Annotated in this window: 20 protein-coding genes and 1 tRNA gene; 13 read left to right on the top strand and 8 right to left on the bottom strand. The window is 60.6% G+C overall.

The features are described from left to right. Positions 1 to 5: 5 nt before the first annotated feature. From AC2FMD_RS11305 to miaA, 3 genes are all read right to left on the bottom strand, one after another. On the bottom strand, positions 6 to 1,052 hold the full coding sequence (locus AC2FMD_RS11305; RefSeq protein WP_496795015.1) for an ABC transporter permease: 1,047 nt from the start codon (positions 1,050 to 1,052) through the stop codon (positions 6 to 8). Between the two features lie 137 nt (positions 1,053 to 1,189). Beyond that, positions 1,190 to 2,860, bottom strand: coding sequence for an ABC transporter substrate-binding protein (locus AC2FMD_RS11300; protein ID WP_496680849.1), 1,671 nt, complete (start codon positions 2,858 to 2,860; stop codon positions 1,190 to 1,192). A 350-nt stretch (positions 2,861 to 3,210) separates the two neighbouring features. Further along, the gene (gene miaA, locus AC2FMD_RS11295) at positions 3,211 to 4,119 is read right to left on the bottom strand and encodes a tRNA (adenosine(37)-N6)-dimethylallyltransferase MiaA (RefSeq protein WP_496741396.1); all 909 of its coding nucleotides are present in this window, start codon (positions 4,117 to 4,119) and stop codon (positions 3,211 to 3,213) included. A gap of 83 nt (positions 4,120 to 4,202) precedes the next feature. On the opposite strand from miaA, the gene pyrH reads away from it, so the two are divergent. From pyrH to AC2FMD_RS11245, 10 genes are all read left to right on the top strand, one after another. After that, positions 4,203 to 4,955, top strand: coding sequence for a UMP kinase (pyrH, locus tag AC2FMD_RS11290; RefSeq protein ID WP_496712328.1), 753 nt, complete (start codon positions 4,203 to 4,205; stop codon positions 4,953 to 4,955). A 206-nt stretch (positions 4,956 to 5,161) separates the two neighbouring features. Continuing rightward, positions 5,162 to 6,748 (top strand): BCCT family transporter, encoded by a 1,587-nt coding sequence (locus AC2FMD_RS11285; RefSeq protein ID WP_496741380.1) that lies wholly within the window; start codon positions 5,162 to 5,164, stop codon positions 6,746 to 6,748. A 259-nt stretch (positions 6,749 to 7,007) separates the two neighbouring features. Then, the gene (locus tag AC2FMD_RS11280) at positions 7,008 to 8,234 is read left to right on the top strand and encodes an aminotransferase class V-fold PLP-dependent enzyme (RefSeq protein WP_496741378.1); all 1,227 of its coding nucleotides are present in this window, start codon (positions 7,008 to 7,010) and stop codon (positions 8,232 to 8,234) included. Positions 8,235 to 8,279: 45 nt separating this feature from the next. Next, the gene (locus AC2FMD_RS11275) at positions 8,280 to 9,704 is read left to right on the top strand and encodes a cryptochrome/photolyase family protein (RefSeq protein ID WP_496741376.1); all 1,425 of its coding nucleotides are present in this window, start codon (positions 8,280 to 8,282) and stop codon (positions 9,702 to 9,704) included. 69 nt (positions 9,705 to 9,773) lie between these two features. Beyond that, the gene (locus tag AC2FMD_RS11270; RefSeq protein WP_496680838.1) at positions 9,774 to 10,982 is read left to right on the top strand and encodes a class I SAM-dependent methyltransferase; all 1,209 of its coding nucleotides are present in this window, start codon (positions 9,774 to 9,776) and stop codon (positions 10,980 to 10,982) included. A 70-nt stretch (positions 10,983 to 11,052) separates the two neighbouring features. Then, positions 11,053 to 11,439: a TrgA family protein gene (locus tag AC2FMD_RS11265; RefSeq protein ID WP_496680919.1), complete on the top strand. Its 387-nt coding sequence runs from the start codon at positions 11,053 to 11,055 to the stop codon at positions 11,437 to 11,439. A gap of 24 nt (positions 11,440 to 11,463) precedes the next feature. Further along, positions 11,464 to 12,579 carry an NUDIX domain-containing protein gene (locus AC2FMD_RS11260; protein ID WP_496795014.1) on the top strand — a complete coding sequence of 372 codons (1,116 nt, stop codon included), beginning with the start codon at positions 11,464 to 11,466 and terminating at the stop codon, positions 12,577 to 12,579. A 69-nt stretch (positions 12,580 to 12,648) separates the two neighbouring features. Continuing rightward, complete coding sequence (locus tag AC2FMD_RS11255; RefSeq protein ID WP_496795013.1) at positions 12,649 to 13,683, top strand: cysteine synthase A; 1,035 nt, start codon at positions 12,649 to 12,651, stop codon at positions 13,681 to 13,683. Next, a complete protein-coding gene (locus AC2FMD_RS11250) occupies positions 13,683 to 16,112 on the top strand; it encodes a DUF3772 domain-containing protein (protein WP_496795072.1) in 2,430 nt (809 codons plus the stop codon). The genes AC2FMD_RS11255 and AC2FMD_RS11250 overlap by 1 nt, the downstream gene beginning before the upstream one ends. A 141-nt stretch (positions 16,113 to 16,253) precedes the next feature. Continuing rightward, a tRNA-Ser gene (locus tag AC2FMD_RS11245) sits at positions 16,254 to 16,343 on the top strand. Between the two features lie 390 nt (positions 16,344 to 16,733). Here AC2FMD_RS11245 and AC2FMD_RS11240 read toward each other — a convergent pair. Next, positions 16,734 to 18,095, bottom strand: a complete 1,362-nt coding sequence (locus AC2FMD_RS11240) for a competence protein CoiA family protein (RefSeq protein WP_496795012.1) — start codon at positions 18,093 to 18,095, stop codon at positions 16,734 to 16,736. A gap of 196 nt (positions 18,096 to 18,291) precedes the next feature. Here AC2FMD_RS11240 and AC2FMD_RS11235 point away from each other — a divergent pair, with 196 nt between their 5' ends. The 3 genes from AC2FMD_RS11235 to AC2FMD_RS11225 all read left to right on the top strand — a co-directional run bounded on the left by AC2FMD_RS11235 (position 18,292) and on the right by AC2FMD_RS11225 (position 20,695). Beyond that, positions 18,292 to 19,128: a glycosyltransferase family 25 protein gene (locus AC2FMD_RS11235; RefSeq protein WP_496795011.1), complete on the top strand. Its 837-nt coding sequence runs from the start codon at positions 18,292 to 18,294 to the stop codon at positions 19,126 to 19,128. A gap of 143 nt (positions 19,129 to 19,271) precedes the next feature. Then, positions 19,272 to 19,640 (top strand): group I truncated hemoglobin, encoded by a 369-nt coding sequence (locus AC2FMD_RS11230; RefSeq protein WP_496741368.1) that lies wholly within the window; start codon positions 19,272 to 19,274, stop codon positions 19,638 to 19,640. Next, positions 19,637 to 20,695 carry an adenylate/guanylate cyclase domain-containing protein gene (locus AC2FMD_RS11225; RefSeq protein WP_496795010.1) on the top strand — a complete coding sequence of 353 codons (1,059 nt, stop codon included), beginning with the start codon at positions 19,637 to 19,639 and terminating at the stop codon, positions 20,693 to 20,695. Before AC2FMD_RS11230 ends, AC2FMD_RS11225 begins: the two co-directional genes overlap by 4 nt. On the opposite strand, the gene AC2FMD_RS11220 is transcribed toward AC2FMD_RS11225, so the two are convergent. The 4 genes from AC2FMD_RS11220 to metA all read right to left on the bottom strand — a co-directional run bounded on the left by AC2FMD_RS11220 (position 20,696) and on the right by metA (position 24,188). Further along, positions 20,696 to 21,310, bottom strand: coding sequence for a TetR/AcrR family transcriptional regulator (locus tag AC2FMD_RS11220; RefSeq protein ID WP_496741364.1), 615 nt, complete (start codon positions 21,308 to 21,310; stop codon positions 20,696 to 20,698). 98 nt (positions 21,311 to 21,408) lie between these two features. Then, entirely contained in the window at positions 21,409 to 22,278 is an 870-nt protein-coding gene (gene ppk2 / locus AC2FMD_RS11215; RefSeq protein WP_496795009.1) for a polyphosphate kinase 2, read from the bottom strand. Positions 22,279 to 22,327: 49 nt separating this feature from the next. After that, positions 22,328 to 23,281 carry an alpha/beta fold hydrolase gene (locus AC2FMD_RS11210; protein ID WP_496680821.1) on the bottom strand — a complete coding sequence of 318 codons (954 nt, stop codon included), beginning with the start codon at positions 23,279 to 23,281 and terminating at the stop codon, positions 22,328 to 22,330. Further along, a complete protein-coding gene (gene metA / locus AC2FMD_RS11205) occupies positions 23,271 to 24,188 on the bottom strand; it encodes a homoserine O-acetyltransferase MetA (protein ID WP_496741361.1) in 918 nt (305 codons plus the stop codon). Before metA ends, AC2FMD_RS11210 begins: the two co-directional genes overlap by 11 nt. Between the last annotated feature and the right edge of the window lie 11 nt (positions 24,189 to 24,199).

The raw sequence follows: 24,199 nt of genomic DNA, 5'->3' as shown, positions 1-24,199 counted from the left end.
CTCCTTTATGAAATGCGGATGCGTGGGTTGAGGTAGACATAGCCGATATCCGAGATCAGCTGCGTCACCAGAACCACGAAGACCGACACGACCGAGATCGCCAGCAGCAGCTGGATGTCGTTGTTGCCCGCGGCCTGCACCAGCGCCCAGCCAAAACCCTTGTAGTTGAACAGGGTCTCGACGATCACGACGCCGTTCAGCAACCACGGGAACTGCAGCATGATGACCGTGAAGGGCGCGATCAGCGCGTTGCGCAGCGCGTGTTTCAGGACGATGTTGGAAAAGGATACACCCTTGAGCCGCGCGGTGCGGATGTACTGCGCCGTCATCACCTCGGTCATCGAGGCGCGGGTCATCCGCGCGATATACCCCATTCCGTACAGGGCGATGGTCAGCACCGGCAGAAAGAAATTCTCGAATGTCGGGTTGTCCATGGCCTGCGTGGCCGTGCCCTTGAACCATTTCAGACCCACGGTGGACGAGGTGAAGATGGCGATGAAGATCACGCCCGAAACATATTCCGGCGTGGCCGTGGTGATGATCGAGAAGGTGGACAGCGACCGGTCCAGCGCTGACCCTTCGCGCATGCCGGCCAGAACGCCCACCAGCAGCGCGGTTGGCACCATCAGCAGCAGCACCCAGAACATCAGGTACCCGGTGTTGCCCAGGCGTTTGGCGACAATCGTCCCCACCTCTTCCTTGAACACGGTCGAATACCCCCAGTCGCCCTGAAGAACGCCGCAATAGCGGGGGGTCGTGTCCGGGGTCGATCCGGGGCGGGCGCAGGTGCCCACGAATTGCCCGTCATCCAAAGTGTTCGTGAATCCCGGGATCACCCCAAGCCACTGGCCGTACTTGACCAGCGTGGGTTGCATATAGCCACGATTTTCCAGCCACGAGATGACCTGTTCGTCCGACATGCGCTGGTTACCCTGGGTCTTGGCCAGTTTTTCCAGGTTCGGATAGAGGTTCGTGAGGAAGAAGACCACGAAGGTCAGGCACAGCGCCGTCAGCAGCATCACGCCCAATCGTCGGAGGATGAAGAGTCCCATGTTGGCCCCTGTTGTTCGGGTTTTCCGCAGATCAGTGGACCATTGCCTGGCCTCGGACGTTCCGACCCCGTGTCGGTGTGTCTGCGGCTGGAAAGGGGCGCCCGCATTCGGGCGCCCCAGCAGGGTTCAGGTCGGGCTCAGGCCGCCCAACCCCATTTGTAGTGATGGTGTTCGAACGACACATGCATGTCGGTGCCCACCAGACCTTCCTTCATGTGGCGATACAGCGACCGCCAGTAGGGTTGGATGGTAACGCCTTCCTCCTGGATCATCGCTTCGCCCTTGGCCACGATTTCGCGGCGCTTGTCGGCATCGGCAATGGCCAGGGCCTCGGTCAGCAGGGCGTCGAACTCGGGGTTCGCCCAGCCGAATTCGTTCCAGGCCTCTCCGCTGCGATAGGCCAGCGCCCAGATCTGCACGCCAAGCGGACGGTGGTTCCAGTTGGTCGAGCTGAACGGGTATTTCGCCCAGTCGTTCCAGAAGGTGTTGCCGGGCAGAACAGTCCGCTTGACCTTGATGCCGGCGTCGCGCAGCTGGGCTGCGACCGCATCGGTGGTGTTGCGGCGCCAGTCGTCGTCGATCGAGATCAACTCGTGCTCGAAATCGGCCATGCCGGCCTCTTCCATCAGCTTGCGCGCGCCTTCCGGGTCAACTTTTTGCGGCGGCAGTTCGTAGTAATCCGGGTGGATCGGACCAACGTGGTGGTTTTCCGCGGGCGAGCCGCGACCACCGTAGCCAAGCTCGAGGCAGACCGAGTTGTCCACGGCCATCTGCAACGCCTGACGCACACGTTTGTCGGCATAGACCTTCTTGCCGTCCACTTCCGCAAGCTGGTTCGGGCGGATCACGATGGTGTTCATCGTGACAACCTCGGATTTGACATAGCCGAGGCCGTCCATCACATCGATGAATTCACCGACCGATTCGTACAGCATGTCGACTTCGTCGGATTCCAGCGCCGCCAGCCAGGCCGACGGATCGGTGCCGTAGTCGATATACTCGATACGGTCCAGCGCTGGGCGGCCGAACACGTCCTCGCCCCACCAAGTGTGGTTTTCGTTGCGCACCAGCACGGCCTTTACGCCGACTTCGAGGCTCTCGATCAGGTAGGGGCCGGTGCCCACGTTGTTGGTCAGGTCCGTCTCGCTGAACGAGCTGTGGATGATTGCGGCCGGGTAGTCCGCCATGCCCGGGATCAGCGAGATGTCCGAATTCGGCAGGTTCAGCTTGACGGTGTGCGAATCCACCACCTCGATCGCACCTTCGATCGCCTGACCGGTATCTGCGTCGATCAGCGTGGCGAAACGGCCGGCCATCGAGTTGGTTTCCGAGCTCTTGTCACACCAGCGCGCGATGTTGCGGGCGACGTCGTCGGCAGTGAAATCGTCACCGTTGTTCCACTTGACGCCCTTGCGGACCTTCAGCGTGTACTCGGTGGCGTCGTCGTTGACTTCCCAGCCCTCCAGCAACATGCCGCGGAAAGTGCCGTCCGAGTTGTACTCGACCAGGTATTCCAGCGTGCCGCGGGTAACATTCGCGATCTGCGACCAGTCATAGGTGCGCGGATCCTTGAGGGCGCGCACCTCCATCTGAACGCGCAGCGTGCCGCCCATTTGCTTGGCGTCCTCGCCGGCCGCCTTGGCCGGGGCGGACAGCCCGATCATGCCGTAGGCTGCAGCAGCAGTGACGCCGAGGCTGGTCGTGCGCGTCAGAAACTCGCGGCGGCTCAGCTTGCCTTCCTGGTATTCCCGGGCGTGCATGTCCGCCGCCCAGTGTACCGGTGCGCCGGTCAATGTCTTGATTTCCATGAAAGTCTCCCTGTGAGATTTGTTTTTTCGTTACTGGAAACCGTCGCATTCGAACTGAGCCGTTTGCGGCGTTTCCGTGAATTTTTCTGAGCGCAGATCATCCCCATGCGAACATTCGGCACCAGAATCCGATCAAGGTCAATGTTCGAAATCGTCATCAGATGTTCAAAAACGACATTTCAGAGCAAAGACACCGGTTGCCCCGCCACACTCTGCCGGGCAAGTCCAAGAGTGACACCCAAAATCACCCGGGTGATTCTGTTTAGTGCGGGCCAAAGGGTGATAATTCGGCTTAAGGCAATGAAAAGAAATGAAAATAGACTGGTGATAGGGGCCGGCGCCGGGTTGTCTCAGTCGCTCAGGTCGACTTTATGCCAGTCCTTCATGCGCGACCGGCACCAGGTCCGCTGACGTTTAGCGTATTGCCGTGTCGCAATCGTCGCTTTCTCGCGGGCCTGGTCCAGTGTGAGGTCGCCCGTCACGTAGGCCATCAGTTCGGGAACGCCGATTGCTTTGCACGATGGAAGCGACGGGTCGTACCGGTCCCGCATCGCCGCCACCTCGTCTAGGGCGCCGGTGGCCAGCATCTGGTCGAACCGCCGGTTGATCCGATCCAGCAGCCAGGCCTTGTCGACATCGACCACGATCGGTACGGCCTGATCCAGCCGAAGCACCGGCGGCGGCGTTTCGGCCTGCCAATCGGCCAGGCTGCGACCGGTGGCGCGTTCGACTTCCCAAGCCCTTTGCACGCGCGCGCGATTGTGGGTGTCGAGGCGTGCGCGCGTGCGCGGGTCCACCTCGGCCAGCAAGTCGGGCAGGGGTATCGCGTCAGCCTGCGTGCGGATCGCGGCAGGGGTCGGCGGAATTTCGGCCATGCCTTCGGTCAGCGTCTTGAAGTACAGCCCCGTTCCGCCGACGATGATCGGACGCAGGTCGCCCGACAACAACGGGGTAACCTCGCGCAGCCATTGCCCGGCCGAATAGGTTTCATCGTAGGGCACATGCCCATAAAGGGCGTGCGGCGCCCGGGCTTCCTCTTCGGCCGACGGGCGGGCCGAGATGACCCGCCAGCAGTCATAGACCTGGCTGGCATCGGCATTGACGATGACCCCTCCGAATCTTTCGGCCACGGCCAGCGCCAGCGCCGATTTTCCCGACGCCGTGGGGCCCGCGATCAGAACCGGTTTGCCCTCGGGAACGGGGGGGAGCCGGTCCGCGATCGCGGTCGTTGCGTTTCCTGTCCTGTCCGATTGCGCCATTGTCCGACCATCCGCATTGAACCCGCGGGGGTTTTGCTTCATTTTGCGCCGGAAAACAAACCCGTGCCACCCCGGAGCGCAACATGACCCTTTCTCCCGCCACCACAACCGAAGAAACCCCAAAGACAACCTACAATCGCGTGATGCTGAAGATCTCGGGCGAGGCGTTGATGGGCGACCAGGGCTTTGGCCTGCATCCGCCCACCGTGCAGCGGATCGCGCAAGAGGTGAAGTCGGTTCATGACCTGGGCGTCGAGATCTGCATGGTTATCGGCGGCGGCAACATCTTTCGCGGCCTGTCGGGCTCGGCCCAGGGGATGGAACGGACGACGGCCGATTACATGGGCATGCTGGCCACTGTGATGAACGCGCTGGCGATGCAGTCCGCGCTCGAGGGGCTGGGTGTGTTCACGCGGGTGATCTCGGCCATTCGGATGGACGAGGTGTGCGAACCCTACATCCGACGCCGCGCGGTGCGGCACCTGGAAAAGAAACGGGTCTGCATCTTTGCCGCCGGCACCGGCAACCCGTATTTCACCACCGATACCGCAGCGACGCTGCGCGCCAACGAAATGGCCTGCGAGGCGATCTTCATGGGCAAGAACGGCGTCGACGGCGTCTATGACAAGGACCCCAAGGCGCATCCCGACGCGGTGCGCTATGACTCGGTCACCTATGACGACGTGCTGGCCAAGCGGTTGAAGGTCATGGATGCTTCGGCCATCGCTCTGGCGCGCGACAACAATCTGCCGCTGATCGTATTCGGGTTGGACGAGCCCGGCGGGTTCCGCGGAATTCTGGCAGGCGAGGGGACCTATACCAAGGTTCAAGGCTAGCCAAAGGTCCGACCGAACAGCCCACATTAGTTTGCCTGGCGCCCGACTCGGTTCGGACGTTAGGTAACCCAACGCCTTCCGGTCCGCTGAAAATGCTCGGTGTGACCGGTATGCGTGTCGCTTTTGCCCGCCGGAAAGTCTCTGGCGGCTGACCGAAAAAGCGATCTTTCCCTGATCAAAAGCGCATTACAGTGAGAGGAGAGAGAATGTCCGACAATTCAGATGCCGACTACGAGGTCGGCCAGGACAATATCCAGGTCATGGGGCTGGATATTCACAATCCGGTTTTTGCCGTGTCTGGCCTGACCATCATCGCCTTCGTCTTCTTTTCGTTGGTTTTCCGCGAGCAGGCTGCCGATTTCTTCGGCTGGTTGCGCCCCGCGCTGACCAACCGGTTCGACTGGGTGTTCATGGTTGCGGCCAACATCTTCGTGGTGTTTTCGCTGCTGCTGATCGTTACGCCCTATGGGTCGATCCGACTGGGTGGCCAGGACGCACGGCCCGATTACAGCTATGCCGGCTGGTTTTCGATGCTGTTCGCCGCAGGCATGGGCATCGGGCTGGTGTTCTGGGGCGTGGCCGAGCCGATCTCGCATTACGGGTCGTCGCTGGGCGGTATGGCCGTGGGAGAGGACGGCGCGCGCACCGACTGGGCGCCGCTGGGCGCCGCGTTGAACGACCCTGAGGCATCGCGTGAACTGGCTATGACCGCCACGATCTTTCACTGGGGGATGCACCCCTGGGCTGTATATGCGATCGTCGCGCTGGCGCTGGCCTTCTTTAGCTTCAACCGCGGGCTGCCCTTGACGATGCGGTCGGTCTTCTACCCGCTGTTCGGCGAGGCGACCTGGGGTCCGCTGGGCCATGTCATTGACGTTCTGGCGGTGTTTGCCACGATTTTCGGGCTAGCGACCTCGCTGGGGTTGGGGGCGACGCAGGCGCTGGCGGGGCTGAACTATCTGTTCGGCGTTCCGGTGAGCGACGGGATGAAGGTGTTTCTGATCGTCTTGATCACCGCCTTTGCGCTGGTTTCCGTCGTCGCGGGTCTGGACAAGGGGGTCAAGCGCCTGTCCGAGGCCAACATGATCCTGGCCGCCCTTCTGCTGTTGCTGGTTTTGGTCGTGGGTCCCACGATGGTCATCCTGACGGGATTCTTCGAAAGCATGATCGCCTATGTCGAAGCGCTGCCGGCGCTGTCGAACTGGATCGGGCGTGAGGACACCAATTTCATGCAAGGCTGGACGGCCTTCTATTGGGCCTGGTGGATCTCGTGGTCGCCCTTCGTGGGCATGTTCATCGCGCGCATCTCGCGCGGGCGCACCATCCGCGAATTCGTGACCTGCGTGATCCTGATCCCGACCCTTGTCGGTGCGCTGTGGATGAGCGTGTTCGGCGGCGCGGCACTGGATCAGGTGATGTCGGGCAGCGGTCAGGCCCTGACGGATGCGGCGCTGGAGCTGAAGATGTTCAAGATGTTCGAAGCCTTCCCGATGGCCGGCCTTCTGTCTTTCGTCGGTATCGTTCTGGTGGTCGTGTTCTTCGTGACCAGTTCGGATTCCGGCTCGCTGGTGATCGACACGATCACCGCCGGCGGCAAGACCGACGCTCCGACCGCGCAGCGCGTGTTCTGGTGCGTTCTGGAAGGCGCCATCGCAATCGTTCTGCTGCTGGGCGGCGGATTGGGCGCCCTGCAGGCCGCGGCCATCGCAACCGGGTTCCCCTTTGCGATCGTGCTGGTTCTGATGTGCGTGTCGATCTTCATCGGACTGGTGAACGAACGCCGCCGCAAGTGACGCGGTTCATGATCTGAGCTAAAGGGCCTCGGGCGATCCGGGGCCCTTTGTTAGTGTCGGTCGGGTCTGGCCGCCACGGGGATACAAACCTTGACCCGTGTGACTGGCCAAGGCTAACTGTCGCCGTTCGGTGTGCGCATTCGAACTGCCGCGGCCGCCCGTGGCTGGCTGGAAGACCTGCCATGTTGTCGGAGATGTCCGGTGTCATGCGCGGGCAGACCTCTGGAACCATCGTGCATGACAAGGGAAGGACAGTGTGATGGGCACTCTGGATATCGATTTCGTGCGGGCGCAGTTTCCGGCCTTTGCCGAGCCGAGCCTGCAGGGACAGGCTTTTTTCGAGAATGCGGGCGGGTCCTATACCTGCAAGCCGGTGCTGGACCGGCTGACGCGGTTCTACACCCAGCGCAAGGTGCAGCCCTATGCCCCGTATGAGGCCAGCCGTCTGGCGGGCGAGGAGATGGACGAGGCGCGTATGCGCATGGCGGCCCTGTTGGGCGTTGACACGGACGAGCTCAGCTTTGGTCCTTCGACCACGCAAAACACCTATGTGCTGGCGCAGGCGTTTCGGCAATGGATGAAGCCGGGCGAGGCAATCGTGGTCACCAATCAGGATCACGAGGCCAATTCCGGCCCCTGGCGGCGTCTGGCCGAGGACGGGATCGAGATCCGTGAATGGCAGATCGACCCCGAGACCGGCGCGCTGAACCCGGCCGATCTGGAAAACCTGCTGGACGACAAGGTGCGGCTGGTCTGTTTTCCGCATTGCTCGAACGTGGTGGCCGAGATCAACCCGGTGACCGAGATCACCGCCATCGCCCACGCCGCCGGGGCCTTCGTGTGTGTCGACGGCGTTTCCTATGCCCCGCACGGGTTCCCCAACGTGGGCGAGTTGGGGCCGGATATCTATCTGTTCTCGGCCTACAAGACCTATGGACCGCACCAGGGTTGCATGGTGATCCGGCGTGCGCTGGGCGAGCTGCTGCCCACCCAGGCCCACTACTTCAATGGTGACGTTTTGTACAAGCGGTTCACCCCGGCTGGGCCGGATCATGCGCAGGTGGCCGCCAGCGCAGGCATGGCGGATTATGTCGATCTGCTGTGCGACCATCATGGTGGCCCGGCTTCGGGCGCGGGCGAACGCGGCCAGTTCGTGCATGACCTGATGCGTGCGCATGAAATTGCGCTATTGCAACCGGTGCTGGATGCGGTCAAGGACCGAAACGCGGTGCGCCTGATCGGCCCGGACAAGGCGGAACAGCGCGCGCCGACCGTGGCGCTGGCGCTGAACCGCAACGCCGAGGAGGTCGCCGCCGAACTGGCGCAACACGGCATCATGGCGGGCGGCGGAGATTTCTACGCGGTGCGGCCTCTGACCGCGCTGGGGGTCGATCTGGGGCAGGGCGTTCTGCGCGTCAGCTTCACCCACTACACCTCGCGCGACGAGATTGACCAATTGCTTCAAGCGTTTGATCGCGTTTTGTGATCCGCTACGCTCGTTGCTGCGTAGACAAGGAAAAACAGGGCGAGCATGGACAGCAAACAGTCACCTATTCTCATCTGGTTCCGGCAGGATCTGCGCCTGTCGGACCATCCGGCGCTAAGCGCCGCGGTACGGTCTGGGCGGCCGATCATACCGGTGTTCATTCGCGATTCACTGGTGGCGGGCCTAGGGGCGGCGCCCAAATGGCGGCTGGGTCAGGGGCTGGCGGCCCTGGCGCGAAACCTTGAACACAAGGGCAGCAAGCTTGTCCTGCGCAGCGGGGCCCCACTGGACGCGCTGAAGGCTCTCATTGGCGAGACGGGCGCGCGCGAGGTCTATTGGTCTCGGGCCTATGACCCGGACGCGATCGCGCGGGACACGGGTATCAAATCGGCGCTGACGGAATTGGGCCTGACCGCAAAATCCTTTCCGGGGCACCTTCTGTTCGAGCCGTGGACAGTGGCCACCAAGACCGGGAAGCCCTTTCGGGTATTCACACCGATGTGGCGCGGGGTGGCGCAGCGGGACGTCCCCTCGCCGGATCCGGCCCCCGAGCGGCTGGCTGCGCCGTCAGACTGGCCCGCGTCCGAACAGCTGGACGATTGGGGCCTCGGGCACGCCATGCGGCGGGGCGCCGGGATCGTCGGGCAGCATGTACAGGCCGGAGAGACAGCCGCCGAGGCGCGGCTTGACGCCTTCATGGAGCGGCTGGACGCTTATCCGGCGCAGCGCGACGCTTTGGCGGATGACGGAACATCGTACCTGTCCGAATACCTTGCGCTGGGCGAAATCGGCCCCCGAACGGTCTGGCACAGGGTGAAGGGCGCGGCCCTGATCGGCTCGACCGGCGCTGACGCCTTTCTGCGGCAACTGGTCTGGCGAGAGTTCGCCTATCACCTGATGTACCACACGCCGCATCTGCTGACGCGGAACTGGAGACCGGAATGGGACGGCTTTCCCTGGAACGAGGACATCGAGACGCCCGAGGTTCGGGCCTGGATGACTGCGCGCACGGGCATACCGATCGTCGATGCCGGGCTGCGCGAGATGTATGTGACCGGGCGGATGCACAACCGGGCGCGGATGATTGTGGCAAGTTATCTGACCAAGCACCTGATGACGCATTGGAAAATCGGGATGGACTGGTTTGCCGACTGCCTGGTCGACTGGGATGCCGCCTCGAACGCGATGGGCTGGCAATGGGTGGCGGGTTCAGGGCCGGACGCCGCGCCCTTCTTCCGTATTTTCAACCCGCAGTCCCAGGCCGAGAAGTTCGACCCAAAAGGCGCCTATGTGCGGCGTTGGGTGGCCGAGGGTCAGAGCGCCCCGCCGGAGACCGCCCTGTCATATTTCGAAGCCATTCCCCGGTCGTGGAACCTGAGTCCCAACGACGCCTATCCGCGGCCGGTCGTCGATCTGAAGGTCGGCCGCGAACGGGCGTTGGCCGCGTATGAAGGCCAAAAAAACCAGTAAGGAACTGAAAACTTGCCAGAAACGCTTTCGCGACCTAGCCTGACCCGAATACCGCAAAGGGGAGCGCGGATGATCTTGACCACCACCGAGGGGCAGAAAAACCTGCCCAGATATTTTGCCCAAGTCTTCAAGATGCTCGGAAAGATGGAGTCCGGCCGGCTGGATATCAGCTTGCCCGACGGGCGCGTGTTTCGCAGCGAAGGCGCCAAACCCGGACCGGTTGCGCGAGTGGACATTCATGACCCCGACGTGTTCGCGCGCCTGATCCGAGAAGGCGAGCTTGGCTTTTCCGACGCCTACTTGGAAGGCGGGTGGAGCACGCCCGATCTGCGCTCCTTCATGGATCTGGTGCATTTGGGCACCGAGACGGTCTACGACGATTTCACCGGTAAGTTTCTGGTGCAGGCCTATGAGAAGCTGCGGTTCTGGCTGCAGCGCAATCACCGGAAACAGGCCCGCAAGAATATTTCGTACCATTATGATCTGGGCAATGATTTCTACGCCGCCTGGCTGGACGAAACGATGACCTATTCCAGCGCCCTGTTCGAGACCGGGCAGGAAAGTCTGGAAAAGGCGCAGATCGCGAAATATGCCAGCATGGTCGATGAGATGGGTGTAAAGCCAGGGGACCATGTGCTTGAGATCGGATGCGGCTGGGGCGGGTTCGCTGAATACGCCGCAAAGGAGCGCGGCCTGCGCGTGACGGGGTTAACGATCAGTCAGGAGCAGTTGAAGTACGCACGTCAACGGATTGAAAAAGCGGGGTTGTCAGACCGGGTCGAGCTCAAGCTGCAGGACTATCGCGACGAACGTGGGCAATACGACGGCATTGCCTCGATCGAGATGTTCGAGGCCGTCGGGCAGAAATATTGGCCCGTCTATTTTGAAACCGTGCGCGAGCGGCTGAAGCCGGGAGCTCAGGCGACCTTGCAGATCATCACTGTCGCCGACCGGCGCTGGGAGGTTTACAAGAACGGTGTGGATTTCATCCAGAAATATATCTTTCCGGGCGGCATGCTGCCGTCGCCGACGGTTCTGCGCGCGCAGATCGCTCAGGCGGGCCTGCAGGTTGTGCGATCGAAGGAATTCGGGCCGAGCTATGACCTGACGCTGCGCCGTTGGTACGACACGTTCAACGAAAAATGGGACCAGATCGCGGCCATGGGCTTTGATGAGCGTTTCCGCCGCATGTGGAATTATTATTTGACGGCCTGCGGCGCGGCCTTTGACACCGGCAATTGCGATGTGACACAGATCACCATAGCAAAACCGAACTAAAGCACGGAAAAGACAAATGCCCACCGCCTCACGCCTGGTTGCCGCGATCTGCCTTGTGGTCGTGGCCTTTCTGGTATCCGGAATGATCATGGACAACGGAGAGGAGGGCAAGGATTATGGCTATTTCACCTATGTCAACGTCATACTCGGGTTTCTGTGCGGCTGGGTGATCATGGGCAAGCGCGCCGGTCACGGGTGGACGGCCGCGATCAACAACGGGCTGACCGGGGTGGTTTCGCTGGTTTTCTGGGGGCTTTTCGTGCAAGGCACCTACGAGATGTTTCGTCTGGCGATGCGCCACCGGTATGACGGACCGTTCGAAGCGTTGCTTGCGATTTTCCAGCTGGGTGTCGAGTTCGGGCAAGAGCTGATCTATCCGGAAATCATTGCAACCCTGGCCTTCGGGGCCATCCTGTCGGGGCTGTTCACCGAAGAAGCGTCGCGTCGGTGGAACTGAGCTCTGGTTGAAGGTCCTGACAACATGACAGATCTGTTTTTCTACGGCACGCTGCGCCACTTGCCGCTGCTCGAACGTGTGCTGGGCCGGTGCGGGGATGCGCTGGCGGTTCGGCCGGCCCGCCTGAGCGACCACGCCGTGCGTTGCGCAGAAGGGCAGCCCTTTCCGATGATCGTGCCCGAAGCTGGACAAGCGGCCGAGGGGCTGCTTGTGCAAGGTCTGCAGGCGTTGGACTTGGACCGGCTGGCCTTCTACGAGGGCGGGTTTGAGTTCGATCTGCGAGATTGCGAGGTGCAGTGCGACGATGGCACGCTGGTGCCGGTCCAGGTGTTCTTTCCTGACGCCGGACGGTGGACACCGGGTGCGCCATGGTCGCTGGACCAGTGGGTTGCCCGATGGGGACCCATGACCCTGCTGGCCGCTGACGAGGTCATGAGCTGGTACGGCCGGATCGATGCCGTCGACATCGCCGAAAGCTTTCCGGCCATCCGAACCCGGGCCTGGGCCCGGCTTGCGGCCCGAAAACGCCGTACCGGAGATCCGCGCGACATTCGCAAGGACGTGATCGTTCACCGGCACCACCGGGCCTACGTCAACTATTTCGGTGTCGACGAGATCGACCTTCAGCATCGCCGCCATGACGGCACGATGGGGCCGGTTCTGAACCGCAGCGCCTTGATGCAGGGCGGTGCCGTGGTCGTCCTGCCATATGATCCGGTCCGCAACTGCGTTCTGCTGGTCGAACAGTTCCGCCCGCCCGTCTATCTGATCGACGACCCCGAGCCATGGGTCTGGGAACCGGTGGCCGGCATGATCGACCCCGGTGAGACGCCTGAACAGACGGCGCTGCGGGAGACGGTGGAGGAGGCGGGGGTGTCGCCGTATCGGCTGGAATACGCCGGCGGGGCCTATTCCTCGACCGGGTCGTCGACCGAATTCGTCCATCTGTATGTGGGCCTGTGCGATCTGACCGATCCGGCGGCCAATGGCGGTGTGACGGCCGAGGGCGAGGACATCCGCAGCCGGATCCTGCCATATGACGCGTTCATCGGCCAGGTCGACCGCCACGGCTTCAAGGACATGCCGTTGTTGGTGGTGGCGCATTGGCTGGCGCGCCATCGGGATCGGTTGCGCGACTGAGCATCGCCGCTTGTCGTCGGAGCCGGGCACCTGTATGCCTGCAATGATGCCAAATGACATGAGGGCGCCATGCGCATAGCACGAGATCTTGCCGACGCAGTTGGAAAAACCCCGTTGATCCGCCTCCGCCGGGTCAGCGAGGAAACCGGATGTGAAATTCTGGGCAAGGCCGAGTTCATGAATCCCGGTCAGTCGGTCAAGGACCGGGCCGCGCTCTACATCATTCGCGATGCCATCGCCCGTGGCGAGCTGAAACCAGGGGGAACCATCGTCGAAGGCACGGCCGGAAACACCGGGATCGGGCTGGCGTTGGTCGGGGCGTCGATGGGGTTCAAGACGGTGATCGTGATCCCCGAAACACAGTCGGAAGAAAAAAAGGACATGTTGCGCCTTGCCGGCGCGCAACTGGTCCAGGTGCCGGCTGCTCCGTACCGGAACCCTAACAACTTTGTCCACTATTCGCGCCGCCTGGCAGAGAAACTGGCCAAGACCGAACCCAATGGCGCGATTTGGGCCAACCAGTTCGACAACGTAGCCAACCGTCAGGCCCATGTGGAAACCACCGGCCCCGAGATCTGGGAGCAGACCGAAGGCAAGGTCGACGGGTTCATCTGTGCCGTGGGCTCGGGCGGAACGCTGGCCGGCGTGGCCGAGGCGCTGCAGCCCAAGGGTGTGACCATCGGGTTGGCCGATCCGCTGGGCGCGGGGCTATATTCCTATTACACGACCGGCGAAATCGCGATGGAGGGCAGTTCGATCGCGGAAGGGATCGGGCAGGTGCGCATCACCAAGAATCTGGAAGGGTTCAATCCGGACCATGCCTACCAGATCAGCGATACCGAGGCGCTGCCCTATGTGTTCAACCTGCTTCGCGAAGAGGGGTTGGTGATGGGCGGCTCGACCGCGATCAACATCGCCGGCGCGGTCCGGCTGGCCTGCGAAATGGGGCCTGGGCACACGATCGTCACGGTCTTGTGCGACTATGGCACGCGCTATCAGTCCAAACTGTTCAACCCCGAATTCCTGCGGGAAAAAGAGCTGCCCGTCCCCGAGTGGATGACCGAGGCGCCCCGCAGCATCCCCGGCGTGTTCGAAGACGTCTGATGGTCAGGCACCTGCAACATCTGCTGGCACTTGCCTTTGTGCTTGTGCTGAGTCTGGTCGGCGGTGCATCTGCCCAGCTGAGTGACACGCAGAGCGAGTATTACAAGAAATGGCTTAGCACAGCCGAGCGCGCTGAAAACGTCATTGAGGCGCGCCGTGCTTCGAATGCCGCATTCGAAAATTTGAGAGCAGAAATAAATGCTTACAGGGAGGACTTCAATAAGGCACGGACGGCAAACACCGATCGTTTGAAAACACTCGAAGCACAGCTCAATGCGCTTGGGCCGGCGCCCGAGGATGGCTCGGAGGAACCAGAGCAGATAGCACAGCTGCGGTCCCACTTGGAAAGTCAGATCAACAAGCTGAAGATCCCGCGGATCATCAGCGAGGAAGCCTTCAGTCGCGCCAATGGATTGATCAGCGAAATTGACGCGATCATTCGAGAGCGGCAGCGTACGCAGCTTTTGACGCGTGGGCCGTCGCCGCTCAATCCCGCGTACTGGGTACCTGCCTGGGAGGCGGTCAGCGAGGCCGGGCACAGCCTGGTCAACGAAACCAAGGCGAACCTTCGGTCAGCAGTCGTTCGTGAAAGAATGCGCAATGATGCTCCGGCCATTCTGACGCTGGTCATTTTGGCGCTGGTACTACTGCTGTTTGGGCGTCGCTGGTCAGAGAGGGCCGGCGATTATCTGCGGCGCTTTGGCGGTGCGGGGCGTGGCGTGTGGACCTTCATCGTTTCGCTGTTTCGGATCATCTTCCCGTGGATGGGGGTCGTTTTTCTCATCCAGGCCGTGTCGATGACCGGCGTTCCAGGGTTTCGCGGCGCTTTGCTGATCCAGGAAGTTCCCTATTGGGCCGCGATCATTCTGTTCTACGACTGGATCGGACGTCAGATACTTTCGATGAGCGAGGCCGATGGTGCCTTGGCCCTGCCGGAAGGCAAGGTTGCTGAACTGCGGCTTTACATCGACCTGTTAGCCGTGATGCTGATTTTGCACGAACTGGCGCAGTTGTTCGGTCGGATCGAAAACATCTCCGACGCGACCCGCGCGGTGGTTAACTTTCCCATCATTCTGATTACCGGTCTGCTATTATTGCGAGCTCGGCATATCCGTGGTGGCGGTGATGGTCGAGATTCCGATGAACAGACTTCGGAGCGGGGCCGGGGATTTGCGCAGATCGTCGAGCTTCTTCGGCGTCTCATGTTTTTGTTGGGGGCCACCGGACCATTGCTTGCTGCGCTGGGTTATACCAACGCGGCCGTTGCGGTTGTATTCCCGGCGGTCAAGACGCTTATTCTGATTGCGGCCCTGGTGATCTTCCAGCGTTTCGTGACATCGCTATATGGCTGGCTGACCGGCCAGCAGGACGGGGCGAGCGACTCGCTGTTCTCGGTTCTAGTCGGGTTCGTTCTTGCTGTTCTGGCGCTGCCAGTCCTGGCGCTGTACTGGGGCGCGCGGGAGACCGACCTGATCGAGGTCTGGTCGCGGATCATGCTGGGCTTCGACATTGGTGGCGTGACAATCTCGCCGTCCAATTTCCTGACTTTCGTGGCCGTCTTCGTGATCGGCTACATGCTGACCCGCCTCTTGCAAGGCACGTTGCGCGGATCGCTTCTGCCCAAGACCGGGCTCGACGCTGGAGGGCAGGCCGCTGTCGTGGCCGGAACGGGCTATGTCGGTATTTTCGTGGCGGCGTTGGTCGCCATTGTGGTCGCAGGCTTTGACATGTCTTCGTTGGCGATCGTGGCCGGGGCGTTGTCGGTCGGTATCGGTTTCGGCCTGCAGACCATCGTGTCGAACTTCGTTTCCGGGATCATTCTTTTGATCGAGCGCCCGATCTCGCAGGGCGACTGGATCGACGTGAACGGCATGACCGGATACGTCCGCGATATTTCAGTCCGCTCGACCCGGATCGAGACCTTTGATCGGACCGATGTCATCATCCCCAACTCGGACCTGATCAGCGGGGTGGTCACGAACTATACCCGCGGCAACACCATCGGGCGGGTCATCGTTCCGGTCGGAGTGGCCTATGGCACGGATACCGCCAAGGTCGAGAAGATCCTGCGCGAGGTGGCAAACCAGCATCCGATGGTCCTGTCGCACCCGACGCCCAACATCTACTTTGTCGGGTTCGGGGCAGACTCGCTTGATTTCGAGATCCGCGCGATCATCCGCGATGTGAATTGGGTGGTGGCGGTAAAGTCCGAAATGAACCACGAAATCAATCGCAGATTCGCCGAGGAGGGGATCGAAATTCCCTTTGCCCAACGGGATGTCTGGTTGCGCAATCCCGAGACATTGGTCGGAGCGCCTGGGGCTGGTGTCAATGCGCCCGAAGTCGAGTGCGAGCCGAGTCAAGGAAAGGCTTCGCCGGATGGATTGTCAGACGGTGCCCACAAGTCCGAGGGAGACGTCAAAACCTGAAGGCTCGGTGTCCGGGCCCAAAGAATGGGTTGTGTTGTTCATCAACAACGTCGGAAATTTTTGGTCCGGCTGAGATGCATGTGATTTGCGTTCAATCGGGCCTTGCAAATCCTGATTCATTGGTCCAAATATCCTCGGCACGGAGAGGTGGCCGAGTGGTCGAAGGCGCACGCCTGGAAAGTGTGTAGGCGGGAAACCGTCTCCAGGGTTCGAATCCCTGTCTCTCCGCCACTATTTCTCTTCATCCATCTGATATTATTGTGATATTGGCGGGCTAATTTCTATTCGTCCCCCAATTCCCCCACCCCCGAAAGCAGGCCATGCCAAGTTGTGTAAAGACAAAGCTTGGCTGCCAATACATTCCCTTGCCGGACAGTACGACTCTAGATTTTCCGGCCCTGAGCCGACCCCCGAAGTGGGGTCTCGATGCTGCGACAAGACCCGCCCAACTAATAGTCTGCGGACAAAGCAACATTTGGCAAACTCGGTCAATAGCGTTGATACCCAAGGGGGCGTTGGCACGGAATGCCTGTTCTGAGCCGAACCTAGAGGTTTTTGCGTGACGCTTGAATGTCAGATTGCGTCGCAGGCCGCTGTTGTAAATTTGAGAAATCTATTTTGCTACCGTTTCACGGGCCGGGGAGAAGAAGGCATCGCTCTATGCGATAGCGAAGTATCGTCAGCTGGAGGTCTTCGCAGAATCGGCTTCTCAGCACAGATTTTCTCATGTTCCCGGAGTGCAGCGCGTCGTTTTTGCTCGTGCGACTTTAAGATCGACGCCAATGGTGTATTCGAATCGAATGGGAATATTCCCCTGCATTGCGGATATAAACTGCACCCCCAGAAGAGTTGTTCTTTTTTGTTCGTCCGTAGAGCCATCTTCCTACCACACTTTTTGCAGTCAGGATGCGCGGAAATGAAATCTGAGCAAAACTTCTTGTCTTTTTCCCAACCATTGGGAAGACATTTGGTCAGGCCTCCTTCCCGCTCCAAATCGTTGTGTGCGAGTTGGCGAACGTATTCCTTTTGCATCTCTGTTGGAATATTGCTGGAGTTGCCTCTGTGAGAACATAGAACTGAGGCTTCTGCCGAATGCCGTAGCCGGTAATCAAGCATGTTCCAAAGTGGTGTATCCACGAAGTCGGGAATTTGCCCTCCACAATATTTGCAATCTAAACACTTGTAGACATAAACAGATTCAAAGTCTGGTTCGTTTCTCCGCGGACAGGCATTGACGTAGAATTTAGGAGTCAATTTACGCGGAACCATGTCGTTGAGCCGTGAGGCTCCAGCTCTCAATCTCTTCGTGAATTCTTTTTCCCATCTCTCCCGAGTCTCCGTCCGCCCAGTGACCAGCCACTTGCGTGGTGCCTGTAACTTTATTAGCCGTGTTAGTTCATTTGGTGAGACGTGGCGATCTGCGTCCGAGAGGTCAATCTCTATGGCGCCAATTCCCATTCTTCGCATTCGTTCCCGTTTCGGTTGATCGACCTCATGCGTGACACGAATTTCAATGAACAACTGGACGCCGTTCAACTCCAGAACCGCATCAGGCCGAAACCCCTGGTGTACCCAGTCTTGTGGCTCGATGCGGACATTGGACTCCGATGCAATACGTTCAGGAAAGGAATGCGTCATTAGTTCGTTCAGTTTCGCGATGGGCCCGTTTGCCAACTCGTTTGGGGCGGGCCAGCCTGCCTTGCGAATGATTTCTTCCGGAATGAGAACTTTCCCCTTCAGGTCTTTTAGGGCTTGTTTTGCGGCTAAATGTAGTGCGGTTTCGCCAGCGCTCTCGCAGTTCACTTTTGATGCATGGGCGAAGTGCCATACCCGATGCTTGCCCTGAAGCGCGATCAGGGGTGACTTGCAGGTAGGGCATAGACATCCGCAATCTGAGCCGTTCCGCACGTCGCTGACATGAACCAAACGACCATCCGTTTGGCGTATACCCCATCCCGGACGATTTTCGTGAGTTGCGGACAATGGTTAGCCCCTTTTGAGGTGTAGCTAAACTACTTCCATTGTAAGTATGCAAATTCCTGAATTCCAAGCTTTTGCCAAGGTGCTGGGCAGAAAACGGAGCGATATTGCCTTCTGCAAGCAAACCCCTGAACGCTGGACGAGCGGCAGGTATTGACGGTAAGGGCTAGGTCGTACGTCCAGCAGGAAGGGAACCCCAGTGCATACGCCTGACCACTCGGTGGCCGACAGCATCTATTACATCAACCTTGATCGCGTACCGGAACGCCGTGCCTTCATGGAGGCCGAGTTCGCGCGAGCCGGATTGGCCGGGGCACACCGTCTCAGCGCGACCGATGCCAGCCAGCCGGGGGCGCTGAATTCCGCGCGCTATGTGCCCGGCAGCGGCAGCCGGTGGGGGCTCAAGCTGAGTGAGATCGGGTGCTTCGAAAGCCACCGAAGGATATGGCAAATCGGAGCCGACAGAGGGCTGCCGGCCGTGGTCGCATTTGAGGATGATGTCCAACTGTCCGATGTGACGGCCGATGTCCTTCAATCTCTGGTCCAGAACGCCGACAAATTCGACTACGTCAAGCTCGACTATTGGCCGCGCGTGCGCCGATTCGGCCCCAGCAGGGACATTGGTGGCGTGGCGGTGCGCGAGATATTGGAGATGGTTGCCAGTGCGGCGGCATATGTCGTGTCGCAGCAAGGATGCCGCAAACTGCTGGAATGGTCCGAGGAATACTCGGACCATCTGGATGACTTTCTGACCATTCCGCGCCCGGATTGGGCCATGTATCAATGTTTTCCAGCCGTGTGTGTCCAGGCGGTTCAGTCGCAGTTGGACACTCAGACCGTCATCAAGACCAGCGAACGAGAGCAGGACGTGCGCATCAACAGCGGGCTGGACAAAGGGCCGACCTGGTTCCGGGTTGCGCGCGAGCTGAAGGCTGCGGGGCGCAAGCTGTACTGGCGGGCAGGGGGGCAGTCCCGGCTTTTGAAACGGGGCGGCTATGTCGGTCTGGTTCCCTGCGCCGACGATCTTGAGGTCTGAACTCTTAAGGCCGGTTCGGGTCGCGCCGCTGTAGATTCGCTGGTTTTGTGTGCGCTAAAACGCTGATTTGCTCAAAACAATTCGCAATACTCTCGGGATGAGATTACACTGCGAGAATGTTTGAGTTGGTATGAGGTCGCGCCGTGGTTCAGACGATTTATGAAAAATACGGCGGATTCAAAACGATAAGCCGGATCGTGATGTCGTTTTATGAAATGGCATTGGAGTCCGACGAGATCGGCGACTATTTCGAAGACATCGACATGCCGCGCCTGATCGACCACCAGACCAAGTTCGTGTCTTCGTTGGTTGGCGGCCCGGCCTCGTTCAGCGATGACCGGATCGAGGCGGTTCACCGCCACCTAGGTATCAGTCATTCGGATTTCGACGCGATGGCCGCCTTGTTCGCGCAGGCCCTGTCGATGCACGGCATGTCGGATGAAGACGTGGAGGCCGCCATTGCCGCCATCGAGGGCAAACGGGGGATCATCGTCGCCCGAAACGCGGCATGAGCATCCAGGCCATAAACGAACAATTGCTGCGGGCCATCGGAGTCGGCGTTGCGGTATTGCGGGCTTCGGATCTGACCTTCATCTTCCACAACGGGCCTTTTGCCGAATGGTTCGGAACACCAGCCGCCGATCAGACCCTGCTGGACCTGCTGCCCGATCTGGACGGGCGCGAACTGGATGACGTCAAGCAATCAGGGCTGCGCTATTCGGCCGAGCTGAAAATCAAGCCTAAACGCCGTACGCTGATTTTCGCCGTCTCGGTGTCGCTGGCCAACGGGATAGACGAGCAGATTCTAGTGGTCGAATGCCAGAACATCACTCGGATCCGCGAACTTGAAAGTATGATCGACAGCTACTCGACCATGGTCGAGCGCAACACGCGCGAATTAGAGCGCGAAAAGGAGCGGGTCGAGCGGTTGCTGCTGAACCTGATGCCGCGATCCGTCTACGAGGAGTTCAAGACCTTCGGGGTGGTGACACCGCAGCTGTTCGATCAGGTGTCGGTTGTGATGCTGGACTTTGTCGGGTTCACCGATTTTGCGGCCCGGACCGACCCCACGGTCACGTTGAGCGAACTGAACGACATCTTTACCGCCTTCGACCGGATCGTCGAGCAATTCGGCTGCGAGCGGATCAAGACGATCGGCGATGCCTACCTGGCGGTGTCGGGAATGCCGGATGCAACGCCCGATCACGCGACGGCGGTGGCGCATTGCGCGGTGCGGTTTCTGCGATATCTCGACCGGCGCAATGAAAGCCATCCGCATAAATGGCAGGCGCGCATAGGCCTGGGCATCGGTCCGGCGGTGGGGTCGGTCGTGGGGGTGCAGAAATACGTCTATGATGTCTTCGGGCCGGCTGTGAACATCGCATCTCGGCTTCAGGTTTTTGCCAACCCCATGAACATCGTCGCGCCGGAAGAGATGAAATACGCCCTGATCGACGAATTCCAGATCGCCGATCTCGGGGCGGTCGAAATCAAGGGCATGGGGCGGATGGATCTGATCAATGTCAGTTCGCGGCTGAACGTATCCCGGTCCGGCCGGATGCCGTGATCAATCGTCCGGGGGCACCAGCCCCAGACCGCGCAGATAGATGCCAATCCCGGTTTCCAGAAGGTCCTCGGGCGGGAAGGGCGAGGACGCGCCCGTGTTGCGGGCATAGAGTTCGACCACGCCGTGGCTCATGGCCCAGATATGCGCGCTGAACATCGAGGCGGGTGGGCGTTTCTCGGGTGGGATGTGTTGTGACAGGTCGGCGGCTGACTGTTCAAGTACGGATTTCGCACGGTTTGCGGCCATCGCCAGCTCGGGCGTGCGGTTCAGGGATATGCCGCTTTCGAACATCGCGATGTAGTGACCGGGATGCTTGCGGGCAAAGGCCAGATAGGCCCGGCCGGTCGCCTCGAACGCGGCAAGCGCCGACGGCTGCCCCTTGTCATAGGCGTGTTGCATCAGGTCGGCGAACATCTCGAAGCCCTGGCGCGCAGCCTCGGCGATCAGGTCTTCGCGCCCGTGGTAGTGGCGATAGACAGCGGCCGGCGTCACCCCGGCGGTCTTGGCGGCCTCGGACAGGGTAAAGCCGGTCGGGCCCTTTTCCTCGATCAGGGACAGGGCCGCCTCGATCAGCGCCTGCTTGAGGTTCCCGTGGTGATAGCCGCGCTTGGTCATACCGGCCTCGAATGCCTGTGTTTCTTTTGTCTTTTGCCTAACGGGTATATGGTGTCGATCGGCAGGAATCCACCGCTGCGGCATGGCCGCGCGGGTCGTCATGCATCCCAGATGTCCGGGCCTCCGCAGATCAGGGGATCGGGGGCGCCGACGGTGTCGAGATCTTTTTCGTCATGGTCCAACCCCGCCAGAACCGTTCGGATCGCGGCCAGCCGGGCGCGCTTTTTGTCGTCCGCGCGGATGATGGTCCAGGGGCAGTGGTTGAAATGCGATCGGGTCAGAGTTTCGTGGATGGATTGGGTGTAGTCCTCCCACTTGCCAAGGCCGGCGATGTCGATGGGGCTGAGCTTCCAGTATTTCAGCGGGTCGTTTTCGCGGTCCAGAAAGCGCCTGAGTTGTTCGGCCCGACCAACGTTCAGCCAGAACTTGAACAGGCGGATGCCGTCGTTGACCAGACCTTCCTCCAACCCCGGAAGCTGTCTAAAGAAGCGCTCTCGCTCGTCCGGGGTGCAAAAGCCAAAGACGTTTTCGACCACGCCGCGGTTGTACCAGCTGCGGTCAAAAAAAACGAGCTCTCCGGCCGAGGGCAGGTGCGAAATGTAGCGCTGGAAATACCACTGGCTGCGTTCGGCATCCGACGGTTTGCTGAGCGCCACGACCCTTGCGCCGCGCGGATTGAGATTTTCGCGGAACCGTTTGATGGTTCCTCCCTTGCCCGCGGCGTCGCGCCCTTCGAAGATGATGGCGACACGTTGACCGGTTTTCTTGACCCAGGCCTGCAGCTTGACCAGTTCAATCTGCAGCGCGTCCATCTGCCGGTCATAGTCTTTGCGCTTCATCTTCTGTCGGTAGGGGTAGGTTGGAGACAGGATGTCGCCGCGGCCAGCATTCTGGATCGCCTCGCGGACATCTTTGGGTGCGGACTTGCGGTAATAGTCGTTGATTGCCCCTTTTTGGGTTTCGGTCATGAAGCGCCTCGTAACACTGTTCACAGGTCACTATGGCTTGCTGCCCGGGCTAACGCAAACCGGCACGGTGCGCTGCCCGCTCGATGGCTGCGGCCACCTCGGACGCGGCGACGACCTGTGGCATGTGGCCGATGCCCTGCAGTTCGATCAACTCGGCGCCCGGTATCCGATCGCGCAGGCGCCGCGAGTGCCAGTCCAGCCCCACGGTGGTATCGGCAGTGCCGTGGACGATCTCGGTCGGGGCCGAAATTTCAGGATAGCGCGGTTCGAGTCTCGTGACTTCATCCAGCAAGTTGGCGCGCTGTTTGGCATTGGCGTGCATGGATGCGCGGCGCAATGTCAGACCGGGACCGAAATGCTGGGCATAGCCTGCAGGCGTCTTTTGCGGGGAAAACACGGTACCCAGCGCTTTTTCGACATACCAGTCCGGCACGAAAGCGGTAATCAAAGGCAAGAGCACTGCGCTGCCCCAGGCCGTCGATGAGACGCCATTGAACGAATCCAGCGGGGTTTCCCATGGCACCGCTGCCGGGGCGATCAGGACCAGAGCCAAAATATCTTCCGGTCGCGTCACCGCCCAGGCAAGGGCGACCGAACCGCCATAGCTTTGCCCCGCGACGATGGGTTTGTCAGCCCCCAACCGGGCCGCGGCCCTTTGCAGGATGTCCGCCTGTTCGACGATGGTTTCGCCGGCAGGATTGAAGCTTTGCGAATATCCAAGGCCGGGTCGGTCGAACACGATGACACGAAAAGACCTGGCCAGTATCGGTGCCAGCGCAAAGGTCATGTCGCGGGTGTTGCCGCTGGAGCCATGTATCAGCACGACGTCAGGCCCCTGACCCATGACCACCGCATGGACGGCGATACCGTCGATGTCCAAGATTTGCCCCTCGGGCGGGAAGTCGGCCAGGGCTCGGGATTCCCGCTGGGCCGCAAGCCAGAGGGTCACCGCCGCCAGCGTTGCAGCGGCCGCGGTGAACAGTATCAGCGCCTTAACGGCCAATTTCGTTCATGTCGAACGGGGTGGTCTGGTAGATCTCGTTGATCCAGTTCCCGTACAGAAGATGCGCGTGGCTGCGCCAGCGGTTCTGCGGAGTCCGGCTGGGATCGTCGTCGGGGTAATAGTTGATCGGAACGTTGATCGGCGTACCGTTGGCGACGTCGCGGTCATATTCCTGTTTCAGTGTGTCGCTGTCGTATTCGAAATGGTTGAAGATATACAGAGCCCTGTGTGCGGGGTCCTCGACCAGGCAGGGGCCGACCTCGTCACTGCCCAACAGGGTGGTCAGGCCGGGGGCGGCGTCGATCTCGCCCTGTCGCACCTCGGTCCAGCGGCTGACGGGGATCACGCAGTCATCCGAGAAGCCGCGCAGAAACGGCGAGGCAGGCGCAAGGTTGCGATGCCGGAAACAGCCGAAAGCCTTGGCCGGAAGCATATGCTTTCGGACCCCGTGGAAGTGGTAGATCATCGCCATCCCGCCCCAGCAGACGCCAAATGTGGAATGCACGTTGGTCTGGGTCCAGTCGAACACCTCAGTCAGTTCATCCCAATAGGTCACGTCGGTGAAATCCAGATGTTCGATCGGGGCGCCGGTGATGATCAGCCCGTCGAATTTCTGGTCCTTGACCTCCTGGAAAGGGCGATAGAACTCTTCCATGTGCTCGGCGGCGGTGTTCTTGGTCTGATGTTCGGTCATCCGGATCAGCGACAGTTCGATCTGAAGCGGGGTTGCCCCGATCAGCCGCGCGAACTGGTTTTCCGTCTGGATCTTCTTCGGCATCAGGTTCAGCAGCCCGATCTTCAGCGGCCGGATGTCCTGCCGCATGGCCTGATCCTCGGCCATGACCATGACGCCTTCCTTGGTCAGGACGTCAAAGGCGGGCAGGTCAGAGGGGATCTTGATGGGCATGGCTCAAACTT

This window comes from Ruegeria sp. BHSC276, from assembly GCF_059612945.1.
The sequence above is the reverse complement of the archived record's forward strand: the minus strand, read 5'-3'. Positions and strand labels throughout refer to the sequence as shown.

Excerpts from the sequence above, each read along its gene's own strand:
- AC2FMD_RS11220 (WP_496741364.1), bottom strand. The coding sequence starts at position 21,310 with ATGACCAAGCGCGGCTATCACCACGGGAACCTCAAGCAGGCGCTGATC.
- AC2FMD_RS11300 (WP_496680849.1), bottom strand. The coding sequence starts at position 2,860 with ATGGAAATCAAGACATTGACCGGCGCACCGGTACACTGGGCGGCGGAC.
- miaA (WP_496741396.1), bottom strand. The coding sequence starts at position 4,119 with ATGGCGCAATCGGACAGGACAGGAAACGCAACGACCGCGATCGCGGAC.
- metA (WP_496741361.1), bottom strand. The coding sequence starts at position 24,188 with ATGCCCATCAAGATCCCCTCTGACCTGCCCGCCTTTGACGTCCTGACC.
- AC2FMD_RS11280 (WP_496741378.1), top strand. The coding sequence starts at position 7,008 with ATGGGCACTCTGGATATCGATTTCGTGCGGGCGCAGTTTCCGGCCTTT.
- AC2FMD_RS11225 (WP_496795010.1), top strand. The coding sequence starts at position 19,637 with ATGAGCATCCAGGCCATAAACGAACAATTGCTGCGGGCCATCGGAGTC.
- AC2FMD_RS11270 (WP_496680838.1), top strand. The coding sequence starts at position 9,774 with ATGATCTTGACCACCACCGAGGGGCAGAAAAACCTGCCCAGATATTTT.
- AC2FMD_RS11260 (WP_496795014.1), top strand. The coding sequence starts at position 11,464 with ATGACAGATCTGTTTTTCTACGGCACGCTGCGCCACTTGCCGCTGCTC.
- AC2FMD_RS11305 (WP_496795015.1), bottom strand. The coding sequence starts at position 1,052 with ATGGGACTCTTCATCCTCCGACGATTGGGCGTGATGCTGCTGACGGCG.
- AC2FMD_RS11250 (WP_496795072.1), top strand. The coding sequence starts at position 13,683 with ATGGTCAGGCACCTGCAACATCTGCTGGCACTTGCCTTTGTGCTTGTG.
- AC2FMD_RS11275 (WP_496741376.1), top strand. The coding sequence starts at position 8,280 with ATGGACAGCAAACAGTCACCTATTCTCATCTGGTTCCGGCAGGATCTG.
- AC2FMD_RS11285 (WP_496741380.1), top strand. The coding sequence starts at position 5,162 with ATGTCCGACAATTCAGATGCCGACTACGAGGTCGGCCAGGACAATATC.
- pyrH (WP_496712328.1), top strand. The coding sequence starts at position 4,203 with ATGACCCTTTCTCCCGCCACCACAACCGAAGAAACCCCAAAGACAACC.
- AC2FMD_RS11255 (WP_496795013.1), top strand. The coding sequence starts at position 12,649 with ATGCGCATAGCACGAGATCTTGCCGACGCAGTTGGAAAAACCCCGTTG.
- ppk2 (WP_496795009.1), bottom strand. The coding sequence starts at position 22,278 with ATGACCGAAACCCAAAAAGGGGCAATCAACGACTATTACCGCAAGTCC.